The sequence below is a fragment of the Acidisoma sp. genome, assembly GCF_965199065.1.
GTDB lineage: Bacteria > Pseudomonadota > Alphaproteobacteria > Acetobacterales > Acetobacteraceae > Acidisoma.
Map to the genome: position 1 here is coordinate 735341 of NZ_CBDAQN010000003.1, position 19994 is coordinate 755334.

Annotated in this window: 21 protein-coding genes; 19 read left to right on the top strand and 2 right to left on the bottom strand. The window is 65.8% G+C overall.

Annotated features, from left to right (window positions below):
- Positions 1-350: 350 nt before the first annotated feature.
- Positions 351-722, bottom strand: coding sequence for a hypothetical protein (locus tag ACOEQ1_RS11525; protein WP_419759392.1), 372 nt, complete (start codon positions 720-722; stop codon positions 351-353).
- Between ACOEQ1_RS11525 and ACOEQ1_RS11530 the strand changes: the two genes are divergently transcribed.
- The 19 genes from ACOEQ1_RS11530 to ACOEQ1_RS11620 all read left to right on the top strand — a co-directional run bounded on the left by ACOEQ1_RS11530 (position 721) and on the right by ACOEQ1_RS11620 (position 18732).
- Entirely contained in the window at positions 721-1176 is a 456-nt protein-coding gene (locus ACOEQ1_RS11530; RefSeq protein WP_419759393.1) for a flagellar hook-length control protein FliK, read from the top strand. The genes ACOEQ1_RS11525 and ACOEQ1_RS11530 overlap by 2 nt on opposite strands.
- 33 nt (positions 1177-1209) lie before the next feature.
- Positions 1210-1569: a FliM/FliN family flagellar motor switch protein gene (locus tag ACOEQ1_RS11535; RefSeq protein WP_419759394.1), complete on the top strand. Its 360-nt coding sequence runs from the start codon at positions 1210-1212 to the stop codon at positions 1567-1569.
- A complete protein-coding gene (locus ACOEQ1_RS11540; protein ID WP_419759395.1) occupies positions 1566-1829 on the top strand; it encodes a flagellar biosynthetic protein FliQ in 264 nt (87 codons plus the stop codon). The genes ACOEQ1_RS11535 and ACOEQ1_RS11540 overlap by 4 nt, the downstream gene beginning before the upstream one ends.
- Positions 1822-3927: a flagellar biosynthesis protein FlhA gene (locus tag ACOEQ1_RS11545; protein WP_419759396.1), complete on the top strand. Its 2106-nt coding sequence runs from the start codon at positions 1822-1824 to the stop codon at positions 3925-3927. Before ACOEQ1_RS11540 ends, ACOEQ1_RS11545 begins: the two co-directional genes overlap by 8 nt.
- Positions 3920-4498, top strand: coding sequence for a sigma-70 family RNA polymerase sigma factor (locus tag ACOEQ1_RS11550; protein WP_419759397.1), 579 nt, complete (start codon positions 3920-3922; stop codon positions 4496-4498). The genes ACOEQ1_RS11545 and ACOEQ1_RS11550 overlap by 8 nt, the downstream gene beginning before the upstream one ends.
- Complete coding sequence (locus ACOEQ1_RS11555) at positions 4486-5289, top strand: MotA/TolQ/ExbB proton channel family protein (RefSeq protein ID WP_419759398.1); 804 nt, start codon at positions 4486-4488, stop codon at positions 5287-5289. The genes ACOEQ1_RS11550 and ACOEQ1_RS11555 overlap by 13 nt, the downstream gene beginning before the upstream one ends.
- Positions 5286-6224 (top strand): flagellar motor protein MotB, encoded by a 939-nt coding sequence (locus ACOEQ1_RS11560; RefSeq protein ID WP_419759399.1) that lies wholly within the window; start codon positions 5286-5288, stop codon positions 6222-6224. The genes ACOEQ1_RS11555 and ACOEQ1_RS11560 overlap by 4 nt, the downstream gene beginning before the upstream one ends.
- Before the next feature lie 38 nt (positions 6225-6262).
- A complete protein-coding gene (locus tag ACOEQ1_RS11565; RefSeq protein WP_419759400.1) occupies positions 6263-6523 on the top strand; it encodes a hypothetical protein in 261 nt (86 codons plus the stop codon).
- On the top strand, positions 6520-7203 hold the full coding sequence (locus ACOEQ1_RS11570; protein WP_419759401.1) for a FliH/SctL family protein: 684 nt from the start codon (positions 6520-6522) through the stop codon (positions 7201-7203). Before ACOEQ1_RS11565 ends, ACOEQ1_RS11570 begins: the two co-directional genes overlap by 4 nt.
- Positions 7200-8570 carry a FliI/YscN family ATPase gene (locus ACOEQ1_RS11575; protein WP_419759402.1) on the top strand — a complete coding sequence of 457 codons (1371 nt, stop codon included), beginning with the start codon at positions 7200-7202 and terminating at the stop codon, positions 8568-8570. The genes ACOEQ1_RS11570 and ACOEQ1_RS11575 overlap by 4 nt, the downstream gene beginning before the upstream one ends.
- On the top strand, positions 8567-8995 hold the full coding sequence (locus tag ACOEQ1_RS11580; RefSeq protein ID WP_419759403.1) for a hypothetical protein: 429 nt from the start codon (positions 8567-8569) through the stop codon (positions 8993-8995). Before ACOEQ1_RS11575 ends, ACOEQ1_RS11580 begins: the two co-directional genes overlap by 4 nt.
- An 88-nt stretch (positions 8996-9083) precedes the next feature.
- The gene (gene flgL / locus ACOEQ1_RS11585; protein WP_419759404.1) at positions 9084-10304 is read left to right on the top strand and encodes a flagellar hook-associated protein FlgL; all 1221 of its coding nucleotides are present in this window, start codon (positions 9084-9086) and stop codon (positions 10302-10304) included.
- Positions 10305-10314: 10 nt separating this feature from the next.
- A complete protein-coding gene (locus tag ACOEQ1_RS11590) occupies positions 10315-13752 on the top strand; it encodes a hypothetical protein (RefSeq protein ID WP_419759405.1) in 3438 nt (1145 codons plus the stop codon).
- Between the two features lie 28 nt (positions 13753-13780).
- The gene (flgA, locus tag ACOEQ1_RS11595) at positions 13781-14491 is read left to right on the top strand and encodes a flagellar basal body P-ring formation chaperone FlgA (protein WP_419759406.1); all 711 of its coding nucleotides are present in this window, start codon (positions 13781-13783) and stop codon (positions 14489-14491) included.
- A 75-nt stretch (positions 14492-14566) separates the two neighbouring features.
- On the top strand, positions 14567-16075 hold the full coding sequence (locus ACOEQ1_RS11600; protein WP_419759407.1) for a flagellin: 1509 nt from the start codon (positions 14567-14569) through the stop codon (positions 16073-16075).
- Positions 16076-16179: 104 nt separating this feature from the next.
- Complete coding sequence (gene fliD / locus ACOEQ1_RS11605) at positions 16180-17580, top strand: flagellar filament capping protein FliD (RefSeq protein ID WP_419759408.1); 1401 nt, start codon at positions 16180-16182, stop codon at positions 17578-17580.
- Between the two features lie 11 nt (positions 17581-17591).
- Positions 17592-17978, top strand: coding sequence for a flagellar protein FliS (locus ACOEQ1_RS11610; RefSeq protein WP_419759409.1), 387 nt, complete (start codon positions 17592-17594; stop codon positions 17976-17978).
- Positions 17975-18271: a flagellar biosynthesis anti-sigma factor FlgM gene (gene flgM / locus ACOEQ1_RS11615; RefSeq protein ID WP_419759410.1), complete on the top strand. Its 297-nt coding sequence runs from the start codon at positions 17975-17977 to the stop codon at positions 18269-18271. Before ACOEQ1_RS11610 ends, flgM begins: the two co-directional genes overlap by 4 nt.
- The gene (locus tag ACOEQ1_RS11620; RefSeq protein WP_419759411.1) at positions 18268-18732 is read left to right on the top strand and encodes a hypothetical protein; all 465 of its coding nucleotides are present in this window, start codon (positions 18268-18270) and stop codon (positions 18730-18732) included. Before flgM ends, ACOEQ1_RS11620 begins: the two co-directional genes overlap by 4 nt.
- Positions 18733-18777: 45 nt before the next feature.
- On the opposite strand, the gene ACOEQ1_RS11625 is transcribed toward ACOEQ1_RS11620, so the two are convergent.
- A complete protein-coding gene (locus ACOEQ1_RS11625; protein ID WP_419759412.1) occupies positions 18778-19989 on the bottom strand; it encodes a flagellar motor switch protein FliM in 1212 nt (403 codons plus the stop codon).
- Positions 19990-19994: the final 5 nt, after the last annotated feature.

Below are 19994 nucleotides of genomic sequence, written 5' to 3' on the forward strand. Positions count from 1 at the left end.
AGTCCAGCACCGGAACACATCATTAAGGCAAGCGCCGCTCCATTGCCCGAACATGCGCCTGGGAATGCGGCCGGCCATCCCACTCCCGCGAACACCACGGACGCCCCACCGGCGCTGGGAAACGGTTCCCCGGCTTTGATCCCGGCTAACGGAGCGCAGGCCGAGACGGGCGGCGCGAGCAGCCAACAAGCCATCGCCACCCTAGCCGTCGCGGTAGACGCAGGGACAATCATCGCAGCTGTTTCCGCACCTTTTGCAGATGCGTCCACGCCACCTGCCAGCGCAGGAACTTTCAGACCAGGGCCTCAGGGCACATGGCCTCAGGGCACGGGGCCTCAGGGCATGGGGCCTCAGGGAACGGGGCCGCAGAGCGCCGTGCCTCTGAGCATAGAGACGACAGGCGTAACGGCGTCCTCCGGAGCCGCCAAAACCGTCGCGAGCGGGAGCGCAGCCGCGCCGACAAAAGGCCTGGCCGATCCGCCGCGGACGCCGGCTGCGACGGCGTCACCACCGCTTCCTGGTGCGACCAGTTCACTCACCTCCACTCCGGTGGTGAGCAAAGCCGCTCTAGCCGGAACAGTGACGCCAGGCAGTGCTTCTTCTACCAGCGCGCCCGCTGTTACGGGCGTTGTGGTCGCGGCCACGCTCCCGCCCGCGATCGGCGCGACCGCCGGCGCCCTGGCAAGCGGGGCCGCGACCTCGGCCGGCGGCGGCCCAATCATGTCTGCAGCCACGACGGCCACTCCCCATGCCTCCGTGCCCGCGACACCGGACGCGATGGCCGCCTCAATCATCGCCATGTGCCGTAGCGGCCAGTCGAGCCTCGTGCTTCGCCTTGACCCTCCCGGCCTGGGCACCGTTTCGGTCCACCTGGCGCTCGGCGGCAACTCGAACGTCAACGTGCTGTTCGTCCCGGCGATCGCGCAGACCGCGCATCTTTTGCAGAGCGGGCTCGGAGACCTGCGTCAGGCAATGGCCACGTCCGGCCTGACCCTCGGCCAGGTCCAGATTGGCGGCGGCGCCAGTGGAGGCGCCGGCGGCGGGGCGAGCGGCGGCAATCCGCAGCCCCAGCCCGGCACCACCAGCCGGGTCACGGCGGCCGCACCGGCCGAACTAGCGCTGGCCGACCCCACGCTCGCCGAAACAGCAATCCGGGGGGCACGCGCCGTTGCCTGACCCATGCTGCCATTCCACGAAAGGACGCCTTGAATGCCGGCTGCGCAGACTCCTTCCCCGGAGACATCCGCGGGCGAACGCGTCGAACTCGAACAGCTGCAGGCAGTCGCCAGCGAAGCGATGGCGATTTCCACCCGTCAGATCGTGGAACGTCTTCCCGTCGTGCTGACAGTGGAACTCGGCCGCACGACCGTCTCGGTGAAGGACCTCAAAAACCTTCGCAAGGGTCAGGTGATCGGACTCGACAAAGTTGTCGGCGAGACCTTCGGCATCTTTGCCAATGGGCAGCGCCTGGCCTCGGGCGAAGTCGTCTCGGTGGCCCAGGAGCGATACGGCGTTCGCGTCATCGCCCTCGCCGAAGAATCGGATCAGCCCGCGGAGGAGGGCGCATGAGTTCGTCCGGCCTCAGCATCGGCGCCTGGCTGGCCTTCGGACAGCTTTGCGGACCGATCATGCTGCTGATGCTGCTGATCGGCGTGAGTATCGGCATACTGCAGACCGCGACGCAGATGCGGGAGGCGGCGATACCCTTCATCTTCAAGATGGCAGGCCTCGCCGCGCTCACGACGGTCGCCGGCCCTTTCCTCATGAGCGGCATCGACCGCTACACAGCCCGTCTGATCCTTGCGATCCCGAGCCTTATCCATGGCTGACGCAATCGCACTCGGACGCCCGAGAGGCTTGAGCGTCGGCGAGCTCTCTGGCCCGATCGTCATTGTGCTCGTTCTGGTGATGCTCGTCGTGCCGCTGCCGCCGGCAGCAATTTCGTTCCTCTTCGCGCTGAATATTTCAGCCGGTCTCGTGATCCTGGGCGCGAGCCTCTATATCGCGTCCCCGGCCGAGTTCTCGGCCTTCCCGTCGGTGCTTCTCGCCACCACCCTCATGCGCCTCGCGCTCAACGTCGCAACCGCACGTGCCATCCTGCTCAACGGCTCGAATGGACCGGGTGCCGCTGGCCGCGTCATCGAGTCTTTCGGACAGTTCGCGGTCGGCGGCAACTACGTTGTCGGCGGCATTGTTTTTGTCATCCTCATCATAATCAACTTCGTTGTCGTAACGAAAGGCGCCAGCCGCGTCGCCGAAGTCAGCGCCCGGTTCATGCTCGACAGCCTGCCCGGGCGGCAGCTCGCGATCGATGCAGAGATCAACGCCGGAATGTTGACGCCGCAAGCGGCCGAGAAAAGGCGCGATAGCCTCCGGCGCGAGGCAGATTTTTTCGGCGCCATGGACGGCGCATCGAAGTTCGTCCGCGGAGACGTGGTGGCGGCCATGATCATTCTTGCCATCAACATGCTGGGTGGCCTTATCATCGGCACGCTGCAGGCCGGCCTGCCGCTGGCGGACGCGGCGCGCACCTATACCTTGCTGACAGTGGGCGACGGCCTCGCGGCACAGATCCCGTCGCTGACCATCTCGATCGCCGCCGGATTGGTTGTCACCCGCGTCGCCTCCACCGATAATCTCGGCCAGCAGATCAAGGCCCAGATCAGCCGCTATCCGCAAGCGCTGGCCATCGCCGCCGCCATCACCGGCGCGATCGGATTGATGCCGGGCATGGCCCACCTGCCCTTCCTGATCATCACCGCCGCACTCGGCATAAGCGCCTGGCGCCTGTGGCAACGTGAGCCACAGCTGGACAGCGCCGCGCCGGTGGGACAGGCGGACGGACAGGGCAAGCCCGGCGCCGCGGCCGAACCGAAGGCCGACGCGATCGCCGATGTCACCGGCGTCGATCCCGTCGGCATGAGCATCGGCTACGCGCTCACGCCCATGGTTTCGCCAGGAGAAGGAAAGCTGCTCAACCGGCTGACAGCGGTGCGCCAGCGCTACGGCCGCACGATGGGGTTCCTGGTGCCCCCGGTGCACATCCGGGACAGCAGCGAGGTCTCGGCGCACGGCTACCGCTTCACGTTGCGTGGTGCGGTCGTGGGCCAGGGGGATGTCTGGCCTGGCCAATGGCTCGCTCTGGAAGGCCCGCTGGTGACCGAAAAGCTGACGGCTGGGCGGCCGGTCCGCGACCCTGCCTTCGGACAGGCCGCCGTCTGGATCGCACAGACCGCCATCCCGCTGGCCGAGGAGCGCGGCTACACGGTGGTGGACGCGCCGAGCGCCGTCGCCACGCATTTCGCGGAGCTCCTCAAGCGGCACGGAGCGGAACTGCTCGGGCGGTCCCAGGTCGAGGGGTTGATCACCCGCCTTGCCGAAACAACGCCACGTCTGGCCGAAGATCTTCGGACCAACCTCCCGGTCGGCATCATCCGCCAGGTGCTGCAGGCGCTGCTCGCGGAAGAAGTCTCCATCCGCGACTTCGAGCGCATCGCGGAAGCGCTCGTCGATGCCTCCGACGGCTCGAACAAGGATGTCGAGCGTCTGCTGGCGGCAGTCAGGCTGCGCGTCGGCCGCTACCTCGTGACCCCGTTCATCGGCAATGACGCGACGCTGCGCGTGGCGGTCCTCGAGCACCGGCTCGAAGAGCTGGTGAGCAAGAGCCTGCGCGCGGGGCGCGAGTCCGGCATCGGCCAGGAAATCGAGGCCGATACGGCGACGCACCTCCGGCAGGCGGCGGAACAGGCCGTTCGTGCAATGAAGGCGCGAGGACGCAAGCCGGTGCTCGTCATCCAGGGTGGGCTGCGCCGGGCAGTGGCGCGGATCATCGGTTCCATCATCCCTGTCGTCGCGCTCGAAGAGATCCCCGAGAGCATGCCCCTGCAGGTCGTCTACAACGCGGCGCCGGGGCAGAACGATGTCTGAGATCAAGGAAAAGAAGCCGGATGATGTGGAACTTCGCAAGCTCTACGGCAGCTGGATCAAGCGGACCGCGCTGATGCTGAAGTCGCGGATGCCGTGGGCCGATGTTGATGAACTGCTGCAACTCGGGGCCGTCGGAATGCTTGAGGCGCTGCAGAGGTTCGACAGCACGCGCGGCGTCGACTTTCAGGCCTTCTGCAGCCGGCGCATCCGTGGCGCCATGATCGACGGGCTGCGCCGCGAAGGCGCGCTGCAACGCGGAGAGGCGCCGTTCGACGGAGACAAGATCGACACGGCCGCCTTGATCAGCGGCGACTCGCCCGAAGATCCATTCACGCAGCTCACGCGATCGGACAACAAAAAGCTGCTGGTCGTCGCGTTACAGTGCCTGCCGCCGCTCGAATACCGGGTGTTGGCGCTGCATTTCTACGACGAGATGAACAACCGTGAAATCGCCGCCATCCTTGCGATCAGTGAAGGTTATGCTTCGCGAATTCGAAAGCGTGCACTTGATATCATGGCTGTGCGCCTAACCGAGCTCATGAAGGGAGAGACTGTCCAGTGTCCGCAGTAATTGGTGTCCTGATTTCGATCGGGTTCATTATCCTCAGCGTGATCACTGGCGGCGACAGCATCACTTCGCTGCTCAGCGCGGGTTCGGCCATGATCGTCCTCGGGGGAACCTTTGGATCCATCATTACCCAGTATGGCCCCAAGGCTATGCTGCAGGCGGTCAAGGCCATCATCACGCTTGTCAAGCCGCCGCCGTCGAACATTGCCCTCTTCATCAACCAGGTGGCCGACTGGTCAAATCTCGCCCGCAGCCAGGGGTCCCTATCCCTGGAGTCCGTACTCGGCTCGACCACCGATGCCTTTCAGAAGAAAGGCTTGCAGATGATCATCGACAACACGAGCCAGGATGACCTCCGCTCGATCTTCGGCATTCTCTCCGACAACGCCTACCGTCAGGACATGATCGGCGCCGATGTCTGGGAAGCCGCCGGCGGCTACACGCCCACAATCGGCGTGCTCGGGGCGGTTCTTGGCCTCATCGCCGTCATGCAGCGGCTGGATCATCCGGCGGAGCTTGGGCCGGGTATCGCCACTGCCTTCACCGCAACCATCTACGGTGTCGGTGCCGCCAACCTCGTCTTCCTTCCGCTTGGCGCACGCATCGCCAGCGCGGCGGCCGCCCGCAACCGCGATCGACAGATCGTCGTTCAAGGGTTCGTGTTGTTATCAGAAGGAAAATCCGGAACTCTCATTCGCCAGAACCTGCAGAGCTTCCTGACCGAAAGCAAGCCGAAGGCCGCGGACGCCGGCAGTGAAGGCAAGCTCGGTGAAGCGGCCGGACAGGCGGCATGAGCTCGGGACATGGCGGCCCAGAGGAGAAGAAGAAGCCGAACCATGAACGCTGGGTGATCAGCTATGCCGACCTCATGACGCTGCTTCTGGCTCTGTTCGTTGTCCTCTACGCCTCTTCGACGCAGAACAAATTCAAGATGCAGGAGGAGGTGCGCAGCCTGGTTGCGGCGTTCCGCGGTTCATCGCCGAGCGTTATCCAGTTGCACTCTTCCGAGCAGGGCATCATGCACCATCAACCCTCGCCGGTTCCCAAGCCCCTGGAACATCCGGCGCCGCAGGTCCCGCATCTGCCGAAGCTCAATACGCGGCCGGCGCCGCAGGCCCAACCCAACCTGTCGCCGCGCAAGGTTCAGGAGGTGGTCCATCAACCGGCCGCGCCGGCGACGCCGGCCACGCCGCCGCCGGTTCCGCTGCCGCCTCAGCCACCGTTGAATTATCAGCTGTCGCAGCAGCTTGCTGCGGAGGCGATGTCTCTGGAACGGGTCCGCGAGCAGCTGGAAGCCCTTCTGCAGACCCAGATCAGCAAGCACGAGGTGACGATCGACAGCACGCCGCTGACGCTCACAATCAGCCTCGAAGCTTCGGTCTTATTTAACAGCGGGCGAGCTACTCTGCTGCCGGCGGCGTCCAAGCTTCTCGCTCACGTTTCTACAAGCCTGAATACGCTGCCCGAGCCTTTCACCATTCACCTGGATGGTCACACAGATAATCAGCCGATACGTACGGCGCAGTTTCCGTCGAACTGGTCGCTCTCCGTCGAGCGAGCCGTCAGCGTCACCGAACTCTTCGTGGAACAGGGTCTCGATGGCAGAAGGCTGGCGGCCGAAGGTTTCGGCCAGTATGCGCCGATCGCCGAAAATTCAACGGCAGCCGGCCGTTCGAAGAACCGGCGCGTCGTCATCGTTATTCGTGCCCCTGACGTCAAGAACCCCTAGGAAAACGAGAGCGCCACATGGCAAGCAATGGTCAGAGAATGTCGTCGGGTCAACGCAATGCGCAGCGGCTGGTCCGTCCCGGCCCATTGATGGTCGCCGCGGCCATTCTCTGGGCGGCGGACAACCAGCCGGCTGGATTTACGCTGTCCTCCACGATCATCTGGGTGCTCGGCGCCTTGACGATCGCGATCCTGGCCCGCGCCGCCCTCGCCTTCCTGCTACCTTTGATAAAGCTCGGGATTTCACTGCTGCTGCAGGGCGTGCCGCGCCAGGCCCCCAAGGCCGAGGACCCTCGTTGAGCTTCGTCGTCGTCAGGAAGGTGGCGAGCGAAGCCGTAGTTGCCGCTTCGCAACTACCCGCTGCGTTGAGCCTCGCCGCGGTCGAGGCGGACGCAGACGCCCGGATTGTGCGCGAGGTCGACCGGCTGCGAGCCGAAGCCCAAGCCGAGGGCCGGGCCCGTGGCGAGGCCGAGGCGCATCGCATCGCGCAGGCGGCGCAGGCGTCCCAAGAAGCGGCCATCGCGTTGGCCGTCACGGCACTGGATGCTGCATGGCAACAGCTCATCGCGCCCCTCGCACAGAAGGAGGAGGCAATCGCGGAGCTGGTGACGGAACTTGCTTTCGTTCTGGCGCGGCACATCGTCGGCCTGGAGATCGAGCTGCGCCCCGAGAGCATCAAGCCTCTGGTCGATCGTCTCGTGGCGGAAGCGGCCCGCACGCGGGCCGCACATCAGAGCATCGTCATCCGGTTGCATCCGGAGGATCATGCGCTGCTCGCGCCCTGCACGATGATCGAGCACGCCCATCTTCTGCCGGATGCGCAGATCACGCGCGGCGGCACCATCGTCGAGCTGATCGACGCGGACGGGGACCCGATCGACAAGGTCGAGTGGGATGCGACGATCGAAAGCCGGCTGGCGACCGTCAGGACGACACTGGGGCTCGACCAGGAGGACGGCCACCGCCGGCAGGCGGCATGATCACGCCACCGCCGGCAGGCGGCATGCTCACGGTGGAAGGTTTGCGTGCCGCCGCCGCCGTCCGCGTCGGAGAGGCTTTGTCCTCGGATCCCGTCTGCCGTTACGGCCGCATCGTGCGCTCCAACGGCGAGATCCTGCATGCCAGCGGCATCCGGGCGCCGATCGGGTCGCGCTGCCTGATTGAAACCGAAGGTTCGGAGCAGCGCGCTGCGGAGGTCGTCGGCTTCGATGCAGGGTCGCTGCTCGTCATGCCGGAGCAGGGCACACGCGGCGTGATGCGTGGCGCCCGTGTGCATGTGGAAAGCCGGGCCCCTTCGCCGCTTGTGGGCGATGCGCTGCTCGGACGCGTCATCGACGCGCGGGGCATGCCGCTCGATGGCGGCCCGGTGCCCGATCTGACCCATTCCTGGCCGCTGTTCGGGCTGCCGATCAACCCGATGAACCGCGCCCGCATCACCATGCCCTTCGACGTCGGGGTGTCCGCGATCAACGCGCTCGCGACCATGGGGCGCGGCATGCGGATCGGCCTCTTCGCGGGCAGCGGCGTCGGCAAGACCACGCTGTTGGGGATGATGGCGCAACATGCCCGGGCCGACATGGTCGTTGTCGGCATGATCGGGGAGCGCGGCCGCGAGATCCGTGAATTCGTCGAGGACCATATCGGTCCGGCGCGCAACCGTAGCGTGGTCGTGGCCTCGGCCGCCGACGATACCGCGCTCGGCCGTTTGCACGGGGCCTACCGCGCCGCCGCGATCGCCGAATACTGGCGTCAGCAGGGGCATCATGTCCTGCTGGTGATCGACAGCCTGACGCGCGTCGCGATGGCGCTGCGCGAGATCGGCCTCGCCGTCGGTGAGCCGCCAGCCACCAAGGGCTATCCGCCCTCGGTGTTCGGCGCTCTTGCGGCCTATGTCGAGCGTGCCGGCAATGGCCATGACGGTCAGGGCTCCATCACCGCCATCTATACGGTTCTGGTCGAAGGCGACGACCATGTCGCGGACCCGGTCGCGGACACCGCGCGTTCGGTGCTGGATGGACACATCGTGCTGTCGCGAAGCCTGGCGGAGGCGGCACAATATCCGCCCATCGATGTCTCGGCGTCATTGTCGCGGCCGATGCCTGGGCTGGTTGGCCCCGCGCATCATCGCCTCGCCTCGCGCTTCCGTATGCTTTGGGCGCGGCGGCAGGAAAAGCAGGACCTTATCGACCTCGGGGCCTACGCGCCCGGCCGCGATCCATTGCTCGACGAGGCGATCCGGCGCGCCCCAGCGATGGACCGGGTCGTGCGGCAGAGTGCGCATGAGGCGGTTTCACTGGGTGCGAGCCGCGCCTTGCTGGAAGCGGCGATGGCGGACATAGCGCCGTGAAGACCCGCATGATCGAACGGCTCGACCTCATCGCCGAGATCGGCGAGACAAAGTGGCTGCACGAAATCGTACGGCACACCAGGACGCTGGAGCAGGTCGCCAGACAGCGCCGTTTGCTCGCCTCCTACCAGGAAAAGCTGCGGCAGAGCTGGCGCAGCGGCTCCGTGCTCGAGGCCGGAGCGGCGAAGCGCGCAGCTGATTTCGTTGGTGCCTCGGCCCGGGCGGAACAGCAGATTGAGCAGACGGAGCGTCAAGCCAACCAACAACTCGAAATCGCGCAACAGAGCTTCGTGGAGGCAAAGGAACGCCGGCGCGCTCTGGAGGCGGCAAAGCAGGCGGTCGTCCGTGCGGATGAGCGGACGACCGCCCAGCGGCTGGAGCGCGCGCAGCCACCGACGCCGCCGAAACCTTGGCGGTCGGCGTGACCGAGGCCCGTCAAAGCGACGGCGCGGGACGGCTTCAAACGAAGCCGTTTATTCTTACTGACTATCATTTCGCGCAGGACACCCAAGGATGAGCGCTTCCCTTTACACGAACTTCACCGCAAGCATCGCCTCACAGGATTCGCTGATCAACACTCTGGAGGAGGAGATCTCCACCGGCTACGCGGTGCAGACGCCGGAACAGAATCCGGCCGCCTTCGAAGTCGCGACGATCGCCAGCGATCAGATCAGCGGCCTCGACAACGACAGCGCAACGCAGAATTCGATCACGACCCAGCTCGACAGCGTCACCAGCACCTACTCCGCCGTCTCCACGCTGTACAACAACGTCCAGTCGATCATCGAGCAAAGTCTGAATGGTGCGACCAGCCCGAAGGAGTTGCAGACACTGTCGACGCAGATCAGCTCGGCCGCGCAGCAGCTGCTGGGGCTCGCCAACACGACGGCTCCGGACGGCAATTATCTCTTCGGCGGCACGCGCACCAACCTCACGCCGTTCCAGACCGACAGTGCAGGCAACGTCGTGTATCTCGGCGATGCCGGGCAGAGCCAGTCGCAGGTCTCTCCGGATACGACATCCTCGAGCGTCGCCAACGGCGAGGTGTTCACGAGCGCTCTCGCGGGCGACGGCTACAGCACGGTTTCAGCGGGTGCCAGCAACACCGGGGACGGAACCTTGCTGTCGGAAGGCGTCCTGACGCCCGCCACCGCCGCCGCCTTCCAGACCGGCAACGCGCCAATCACGATAAGCTTCGCGAGCAGCGGGGTCGGCAACCTCACCTACACCGCCAGCCAGAGCGGCAACACCATAGCAACGGGCAACGTGCCGCCCGAGGCTGCCACCGGCACGACGATCGAGTTGGCTGGCCAGGATTTTCTGCTGAACGGCGTCCCCGCCGCCGGCGACAGCTTCACGATCAGCCCGAGCCGGCCGCAGACCGTTTTCGCGCTGCTGCAGAACCTCGCGGTCACACTGGGCGCGAGCGCGGGCTCGCCCTCTAGCGATGCGCTTACAACGCAGACGATCAACGGCGACCTCTCGACGCTCGCTCAATACCAGCAGGCGCTCCTCGTCGCTCAGGCTCAGAACGGCGTGACCCTGCAGGCCATCAGCAATGCCGGCAGGAGCGATGCCAATCAACAGACGGCGCTCGCCGCCACCGTGCAGAACAGCATCGCGGTCAACCAGCCGGTGGCGATCACGACGCTCGACGAAACGATCAGCGCGGTCGAGGCCGCCGAGAAAGCTTTCAGCGCTGCACAGAGCCTAAGCCTTTTCAAGTATCTTTAAGGGGGTCGCCTTGTCGGACGCCATATTCGTCGTCGGCTATTACCGCAGCGGCACCTCGGCCCTGTCGGGGACGCTCCAGCGTCTCGGTGTCGTCTTGCACAACGACGCCGATGCCAACGAGCATAACCCTCTCGGATTCTATGAAATTCCGGAGCTCATCGAGTTCGATTCCGAACTGTTCAACCGGCTGCGCGTCGAGTGGCAGGATGTGCGCAACCTCGAGCACGGCTGGTGGGAACGCGCCGACATGGCGCCCTTCCTCTCGCGCCTCGGGGAGATCCTGCGCCGCCGATTCGGCCAGGAGGCGATCTGGGCGGTCAAGCACCCGCACATGTGCCGCCTCTTCCCCATCTACGAGCGCGCGGCGCGTCAGGCCGACCAGCAGGTCCGCGTGATCCACATCTGCCGCGATCCATGGACGGTCGCCGCCAGCCAGCAGAAGAAGAACGGCCTCTCGCGGGCGCACGCGCTCCTGCTCTGGGCCTCCTATCTGGTCTCGGCCGAGGGCTGCGCCCGCGGGCTGACCCGCACCTGGCTGACCTACAAGGACCTGCTCAGCCAGCCCACCATCGAGATCAGGCGGATCGAGCAGGAACTTGGCATCGACCTCAGCCGCCGCGTGCCAAACGGCCTGCGCGACGCGAGCGCCTTCCTCACCTCCCAGCTCGACCGCAGCGCGCCCGTTTCTACCAAGGATCTGCTCAGGCCTCTGCACAGGCTGGTGGAGACGATGTGGCAGGTGATCCAGGACCGGGACTTCTCGCCCGGCACCTGGGACGATCTCGGTGTCACCACCAAGGAGCTGACCAGTTTTGTCGAGGAGCTCGGCCTCAGCCGCGGCGCTGTGCTGCCCTGGCTCGCCACCGTCATCAAGTCGGCCGGTCCCGGAGAGTCTGATACCGTGGCGGGTGGACGCCCGGCGGAGCGCCTCGACAGTGGCGCCCGCAACCGGCTGCAGGCTCTGCGCACGGCTGCGGGCGCGCTTCCCAGCCTGGCCATCCTCATCGCCGCACCACCCAACCGCGCCCATGCGGTCAATGACACGCTGCAGGCGCTCAGCGAGCAATGGCATGCGCCCGACAGCATCCGCATCATCACCAGTGATCCGGTGGAGATCCCGGAGCACACGGTGATCCGTGTCTCCTCCGAATCCGGCGCCCTCACCCGCGCCCTTTGCGAGGAAGTGGCGCTCGCCGCCACTCGCGCCGATTACGTCGCCATCCTCAACGCGGGCGACGGGGTGGCGAAGGACGCGGTTCTTCGTTTCGCCTTGGAAGCCGCTGGCAGCCTGGCCGACCTCATCTATTGCGACGAGGTCGTGCCGCGCGACGGCGGCGATTGGATCCGCCACAAGCCGGCCTGGGACGTGACGCGCCTGCGCCAGGCGCCCTTCCTCGGCGACTGGGTCTGGTATCGCGCGGAGACGCTGCTCCGGCTTGGCGGCTTCGACGCGGCCTTGGCGGGCGCCGAGGAATATGATTATCAGCTACGCCTCGCCGAGGCAGGAGCACGGATCACGCGCCTGCCGGAGACGTTGTTCACGCGCACGAGCCTCAGCCGGCGCGACAATATTCCCTCGACCGTCTTTATCCAGCGTGCGGCCGAAGCCATCGCGGGCCATCTCGACCGGTCCGGCATCCCGGCGAAGGTGGAGCCGCGCCAGCATCTCGGCCTCTATCGCCACCTGCGCGAGACAGAGGATCCCGGCACATCTGTCATCCTGCTCTGCGACGGCGCCGACGTGCCGCAACTCGACGGCTGGCTCCGCGACCTGCTGGGCACGAGCGTTCTGAGCGGGCCGATCATCCTGGCAGGCGCCGATTTATCCCCGCAGCTGACAACCTACCTGAGCCAGGTCATCGCCAAGGCCGAGACGCTGCAGAACAAGGTGCTGGCGGTCCCTCCCGAGATTGGCATCCAGACCGGCGACGCCTTGCGCGCGGCGATCCTGCTGGCCACGACCGAGCACATCGCGATCGTCGACGCGCGTGGCAAGTCGGTGACGCCGGATTGGCAGGCGGCGTTGCGCCAGCGGCTTGCCGACCCGCGCGTGGCGCTGGCCGGAGCCCGCACCATGGTGGCCGCGGCGCAGGACAAGGCGCGTTTCGTGGTTCAGGGACCCATCGTCATCGGCGCGCAGGCGCGCATGGGGACTGGCCACTTCATGGATGATCCGGGGCCGGGCGGGTGGCTGGTCGTCGATCAGGAAGTCAGCGCCGTGGCGCCTCCTGGGCTCATCGGCCGCCGCGGCGCGCTTGCCGCCTGCATCATTCCCAGCCTCTCGGGCGATGCGCTCTGGATCGACATCTGCGGTCAGCTTCGAGCTGCCGGCGGCGCCGTGGTGTGGACACCGGACGTGTCCTTCCTGATGAACGCGGGGCTGCTCCGCCTCGACGCCGAGTGCCTGTTCAGGACGGGCAGCGATGCCGCCCGCGCCCTTTCCTGGCAGGATCCTTTCCATCACCCGGCCCTGTCGCTGCGCGGCGATATCCTTCAGGCCGAGCCACGGCTCGGGCTGGTGCGGGCGGCTCCCGCCGATCCCCGGAGCCTGTTGCTCACCGGACCGGCGGAACTCGCCATGGGCGCGATCAATGGCGCCAGGGCGCTGCGCGCCATGGGCGTCGTCGAAGCCAGCTGGGCGCCGGAAAACGTCACCGCGGCAGAGATCGGCCGCCGTGCGCCGACCTCCTGGATCAGGCTGAACCCGGAAACAGCTGCCTTGCCGCACATGGACCCCTACATCGCCATCGTCTCGAATACGCCCAAGCCTGAAGCGAAAGCCGCTCTCGCCGCAGCCACGCAGGTTTATGGAACCTCCCCCGCGCTGGTGGCCCAGGTCCGCAAGCTCCTTCCGCCTGGCAGCTATGTGCCGCTCTGGCGGCCGGCGCTGTCGCGGCCGGTCTGGTCGGAGTTGACCATCGGCGGCGGGATCAACACCCGTCCGCGTATTCTCTGGATCGACGAAGGCTTCGAGCCGGCTTGGCTGCCCGACCTCATTAACGAGACGATGGCGGACGCGCTCTGGATCATCGTCGAGCGTCCGGGCGGCGCCTATGAGGGCGCCGTCACGCGGCTCCGGCCGCCTCCGACGGAGCAGGGCTGGGCGGCCGAACTCGCAGGCCTCGCACCGCATATCCTGGTGCGGCCGGCGGATCGGCAGACCGACGCCGATCACTACAAGGCGTTGATGGCCGCGGCCGTCGGTTGCCACCTGCTGGTCGACGACCGGCTCGACGTGCCGGAACCACTGGCCGCCGTCGTGCTGCCGAACCGCCTCGCGGCCTGGCAGCGGGCGATCAAGCAGGCTCTGGGCGACCTCCCCGGAACACTTCAACGTGGCAAGCAGAGCCGCGAAGCCTGTCTGGCTCTGCCTTCGATCGAGGAAGGGCCGCCGGCCTGGGCCGAACTTCCACCCGAACAAGTGGCCACTCAACGAGCGGCCGAATGAACGGGCGGATGGAACGGAGAGCGGCCGGATGAGACAAGCCGGGCGTGTCCGGCCCGGTGTCCGGCACTTTGCCGCTTTGGCGGGTGTGGCAGTCCTTCTGGCCCCGCAGCCTGGGCGGGCGGCCCAGCAGGATCCGGCGCCCGTCGCCGATGCCGTCCGGCGCGCCGTCGCTGCCACGGCACCCGCCAACGCCACCATTGCCCTCGGGCCGGTGCTGGGTGCGCGTTACATGCGGGCCTGCACCAGCCCTCTCACGGTGACGGTTACCGGGACCCTGCCGTATCTCCAGGCCACAGCTCATTGCGGCGCTCCAGTCTGGATCCTTTACGTGAGCGTGACGGTCGACGCTCACATGGCGGTCGTCGTTGCGTCCCGGCCGATCACGGCCGGACAAACCCTGGAGAGCGGTGATCTCGCCCTGCGGGACGAGCCGATATCGCTCTATGCCGGCCGCAGCGTCTTCTATCAGGCTGAGGATGCTGTGGGCGCCACGGCCGTGATGTCCCTTCCGCTCGGCGCGATCCTGACCGGGAGCAGCATTGAGGAGCCGCTCGTCGTGCAAGCGGGGCAATCCATCACCGTGGATGCGAGGAGCGGCGGCGTCGACATCTCGATCACGGGCACTGCGGAGCAGCCTGGCCGTCTCGGCGACACCATCATCGTCACCAACCCGTCGAGCGGACGACGTTTTCCTGCCGTCGTCACCCGGTCCGGGGCGCTGGTGCAGCTGGGGTCCTAATTTGCTTCCCGTTGGCAAAGTCTCCGTCAACGCTGCGAATAAACCTCCACGGCAACCACAACCAAGGAGCTGAAGATGTCCGCCGTAGGATCCATTCTGACCAACCAGGGCGCTCTCGACGCCCTCAATTCCATCAGCAATACCTCGACCACGAACAACAACCTCGAGCAGGAGCTGTCGAGCGGCCTGGCGATCAATTCTCCTCAGGACAATCCCGCCGGCTACATCACGGCCCAGGGCTTCACCTCGCAGGAGAACGGGCTGGTCCAGGCGACATCGAACGCGAACGAGAGCAACAGCCTGCTCAGCGTCGCCGACGGAGCCATCCAGCAGCAGATCAGCGTCTCGCAGTCGCTGAACTCCATTGCCGTTCAGGCCGCCAACGGCACGAACGACCCATCCGAGTCCGAGTCGCTGCAGAACGTGGTCACTCAGCTCGCCAGCCAGATCACGACGATCTCTACGCAAACCCAGTTCAACAACATCAACCTCTTGAACGGCAGCTTCTCGGGCACACAGTTCCAGGTCGGCGCCAACGAGGGCCAGACCATCAGCCTTTCCATCGAGAACACGAGCGCCAACTCGCTCGGCCTGAACCAGTCGAAGGCTTCAGCCGGCGGCATCTACACCGGCACCTCAACCACGGCAGGCGGCGTTCTGTCGAGCGGCGCCAGCGCGGCCAAGCTCACGGCAGGCTCAGTCGGCGCATACTCCGCCAAGACCGTCCAGTACACCGGCACGAACGGCGTGACCGGCAGCGTCGCCATCACCCAGTCGGGCTCCGCCTACAACGTCGCCAGCTCGATCAACAAGACGGCCGGCACCAGCCTGACCGCCTCGGCGACCAACACCAGCACGTTGACCGCTACCGGCGGCACCAACGGCTTCAAGTTCAAGATCGCCGGCAGCGGCGGCACGGCCGACAATACAACCGTGAACGCCTCGACCCTCTCCGCCGTGGCGGCTCAGGTCAACGGCGACACGAACATCACCGGCATCTCGGCCACGTATACCGGCAGCTCCAACTCAACCACCGGCACGCTGACCCTGACGCAGGCCAACGGCAAGAACATCATCCTGACCGCCTCGGGCGCCGCTGCGGCGTCAGGCTCGCTCGCTGCCGGCGCGACCGTCCAGAAGACGGCCACGACCTTCGGCACCGCCGCGGGTCAGATCGGCCTTATCCAGGGCACCGTGCATTTCCAGTCCAGCGCTGCCTTCGGTCTCAACAACGGCAGCGCAGTCGGGCTCACGAAGGCGTCCACGCTCACCTCACTCGCCGACATCAACGTGACGACGACGGCTGGCGCGAACACCGCCATCAACGTGGTGAAGTTCGCTCTGCAGGGTCTGAACAACCAGGCCGGTCAGATCGGCGCCGTTCAGCAGCGGCTCGAAGCGACCATCAACAACCTCAACACCACCAGCCAGAACGTGAACACGGCACTGGGCGTGGTCGCTGATGCGAACATCCCGCAGGTCAGCAACTCGCTGACGGAATCGCAGATCCAGGCGCAGGCCGGCGTGGCGGCTCTGAAAGACTCGACGACGCTGCAGCAGTCCTACCTCTCGCTGCTCGGCTAAAGCCAAGACCCGGCCGGCGGCGTCGCCGGCGGCCGGAACTGAAGATCTGGCCGGCCGGCGGTCCTCCGCCGGTCGCTCCGGAATGAATTTGTTTGGGTGTCATCATGAGCACGATCAGTTCGTTGAGTTCCGCCGGCATCCAGAGCCAGCTCGCCCAGGATCAGGCCCGGCTGAACGCGCCGATCACGGTGCTCACCAATCAGCAGACCGCGGACAAGGCCGATATCTCCGCCTGGGGCGCGATCAAAGGCAAGGTATCGTCGCTTTCGAGCGCACTCGCGGGCATCGACGATCTTGCGTCCCTCAACAGCCGCTCGGCGACCTCCACCAGCAGCGGCGTCGCCACCGCGACCGTCGCCAACAGCGCGGCCGTCGGCACCTACAACATCACCGACGTCGTCCTGGCGAAGCCGCAGATCATCTACTCGGGAATCCTGACCAGCAGTGCCAACGTCGGCGCGAGCGCCGGTTCCCTGACCTTCGTGCAGAACGGAAAGACCGAGTCTGTGCATGTCGGCACCGGCAGCCTGACCGCGAGCGGCGTCGCCAAGGCCATCAACGCAGCCGGCGGCGGCGTCGAGGCGAGTGTGGTGAAGACGCAGGGCGGAGGGCGGCTGGTTCTGCAGAGCAGCGCGACCGGAAGTTCCCAGGCCTTCAAGGTCTCCGGCACGGGAGGCCTCGCACGCTTCTCCTATTCGCCGTCGGCCTCGATCCCGACGCCGCCGGCGCTCCCCAGCGGGTCTTTCACCAATACCTCGCTCGCGCAGAACGCTGCCCTCGACATCAACGGCGTTCCGGTGACGCACAACACCAACAGTCTGAGCAGCGCGGTCACCGGGCTGACGTTCAACCTCGCCGCCTCCAGCCCCACCGGCACCACCATCAAGGTCAGCAACTCGACCGCCGGGATCACCGCGGCATTCTCCTCGGTGGTATCGTCATTGAATTCAGCGATCGCCGGGATCACGAGCGAGATCAAGTATCAGCCGGCCGTCAAATCGGCCAGCGCCTCCGGCAGCACCGCGGCCAAGGTCGGCCCGTTGATCGGCAACTTCACCGCCACCAGCCTGCAGAGCCAGTTGTTGACGGCGGTGAGCGGCGCGTACGCGAGCGGCGTCAGCGCGAACAGCATCGGGCTGACGATCAGCAGTGCAGGCGCCGTTACCTTCAGCGGCTCCACCTTCAACACCGCCTACGCCAAAAATCCGGCGGCGGTCGACAAGCTGGTCGCCAACATCTACGCGACGCTGAAGGGCATCACGAACGGTGCGCTGGGCAGCGCCAACAGCACGACCGGCGGTGCGCTCGGCGCCCAGACCTCCGCGCTGAACGCCGACATCGCCTCGGTCACGTCCGAGGTCGCGAGAATCACGAAGGACAACAACCAGGCTCTCCAAATTCTGGTCGCGGAATATGCGAGGGCAGAGTCCACGGCGCAGAACGCCTCGATCACCGAGGACTACCTCGGTCTCATTACGAACCCGTCATCGTCCGGTAGCGGCTAGGGAGCAACGTCATGTTTGAAGTAGATCTCACCGCCGGATATCGCGCCGGCCTGTTCGACGGCGAGCCCGGCATCGGATGGCTGCGGCCAGGATGGCTGAGCCTGAGGCTCTACGGGCAGCATGCGAAGGCGGCGATAGAAGCGGGCGACACGCTTCTGAAAGCCAATATGATCCTGAGCGCGGACCGCCTGCTGACGATCATGTCCGGCATCCTGGATACGAGTCCTGGAACGACACTCGGGCCTGCCATGATGAGCATCTACAACAGGCTTCGGTTCTGCCTGTGGAAAGCCAATGTCAGGAACGACTGCGCCGCGCTTGACGACTACGACAAGGCGCTGCAAACGATCGATAAAGAATTTCTTAACCTTTCGAAACATGGAGCAACCCCTCGATGACGAGCCCTATCAGCTCCTATTTGCAAAGCCGGTCCTTGCCCGACACGGCCTTGTCGTCCGTCACCAAGCCTCCGGAATCCACGGCCGCCGCCGTCCCGGCGGGCGAAGAGGTCACGCTGACCTCCGATGCCCAAATCTCTGCGGATCTTCTTGAGGCTGCGCGTACAGCTTCGGGCGTAGACCACAGCGCCGTCGAATCCCTGAAGGCGCAGATGGGCGCGGGCACTTACGAGGTGTCTCCAGAAACCCTTGCGGCATCGATCCTCGCCGCCAATACGGAAACACGCTCATGATGACGGACATCGATGTGGAAACTGGCGCTGACCGTCAGGAGTTCGCTGGGTTCAGCGACGCCCTGGAGGGTGGCATGGCGGCGGTCGCCGACCTTGAGCGCAGCCTCGAGGCTCTCGATGCTCTGGTGCTAACCGGGCCTCCCCATGCAATTGCCGATGCGGCCAAGGCCATGGAAATGTCGCTGTTCATGGCGGAACCTACCTTCCGGCGGATCACACTGGCGTTGGAGGCAGCTGGCGCAGTCCGGCTGCAGGATGCGGCGCACCGGCTACGCCGCGCGGATCAGGCGGTGGTAGCGGCGGCGGTCGACACCTTCCGGTCGGCGCTTAGGCGGTTCGCCCAGCGCAACGAAGCGAGCCACCGTCGCGCCCAAGGTCTTGTCCGGGGGTTGAGTGCGTCGCTTCGGACACTTCACGCCCTTGGTGTGGCCGGAAACGGGCGGCTGATCGCAGCAGCCTGACTGGCCGTGCTCCCCCCCCCCCAACACTTCCGGCGGCGCGACGCTTCAGGCAAGACCTGTCACCTTGATACCGCAGCGCTGGCCCGGAAGAGAAACCACCTGACCATAGCCCAGCACGTCACCACCCACTGTGATCGTGAGGGGCTCTTCAAGCGTCTGTTCGAGACGGATGACCTCGCCGATACGCAGTTCCGACAGAGCGGCAACCGACAGGCTGGTGCAGCCAAGACGAACCGTCAGGCCGACGCGCACACGGTCGATGACCGAGGCGCGGAAGTCTCCGGTTGTCGCGTTTGCCGAGCGCCGCTTGTCGAGGGCGGTGGCAGGCTTCGCTTCCGTTTCGCGCGGCAATCTTGTCAGCAGACTCTCACCGGAGGTGGATACGCTCGGGCGGCAGCAGACGAAGCCATCGCTCTGACCGTAATCGGCGTAGAACAGATCGATGCCGCCTGCGAAGCCGATGGCCTGTGGCAGGATGAACAGCGGCAAGATCTGACCGATCGTCATACGGTCCACCAACCCGATCGGCACGTGCCCGCGCATGACATCGAACTGCACATCGACATGCGTCGCTCCGACAAGTTGCTCCATGGTTGCGGCCCACCGGTTGTCCACCATGGATTGACCGAGCAGCCAAGTCTGCATGTTCACCCGGGCCTCGAAGGGCTCGAAGGCCGCATAGGGAACGATGACGCGGATCGACCCGATGCCAAGCGACGTCTCGAAGATGCCGGTAGTCGAGATCATCCAGTCTCCATGGTCTGCGATGGCCAGCATCCCCACTGCCATCTCGTACTGCAGGATCGTCCATTGCAGAGGCATGAAGCTGTTCAGGACTTCCGACAGGCCGGCGATGGTCAGTTCGATCATCTGCTTGCCTATGCGTTGCTCCATCGTTGAAAGCTCCCGCCGCGTAAGGTCATCCGAACTCGTCGCTCCGAACATGGCGTCGACGACGGCGCCGACGAGGTCGCCCTCGACCGCGATGATGATGCGGCTGTGCAGCGGCTTGAGCTCGATGATAGCGGCCAGCATCAGGTCCGGCAGCGCTGAGAGCGCAGAGTCATGGCTGATCACGCCGTTGATGCAGCTGAGAACTTGCACCGGGCACCGCATCCGCTGCGAGAGCGTGTACGCGATCTTGCGCATGATCGGATCGGAAAGCCCCTCCATCAGGGTTGACCGGAGCTGGGGCGTCCGCGCCGAGTCCAGTAAATCGATGTCGGTCATTTCGGCTAAGTCGGTAAGAAACGCCATGTTGG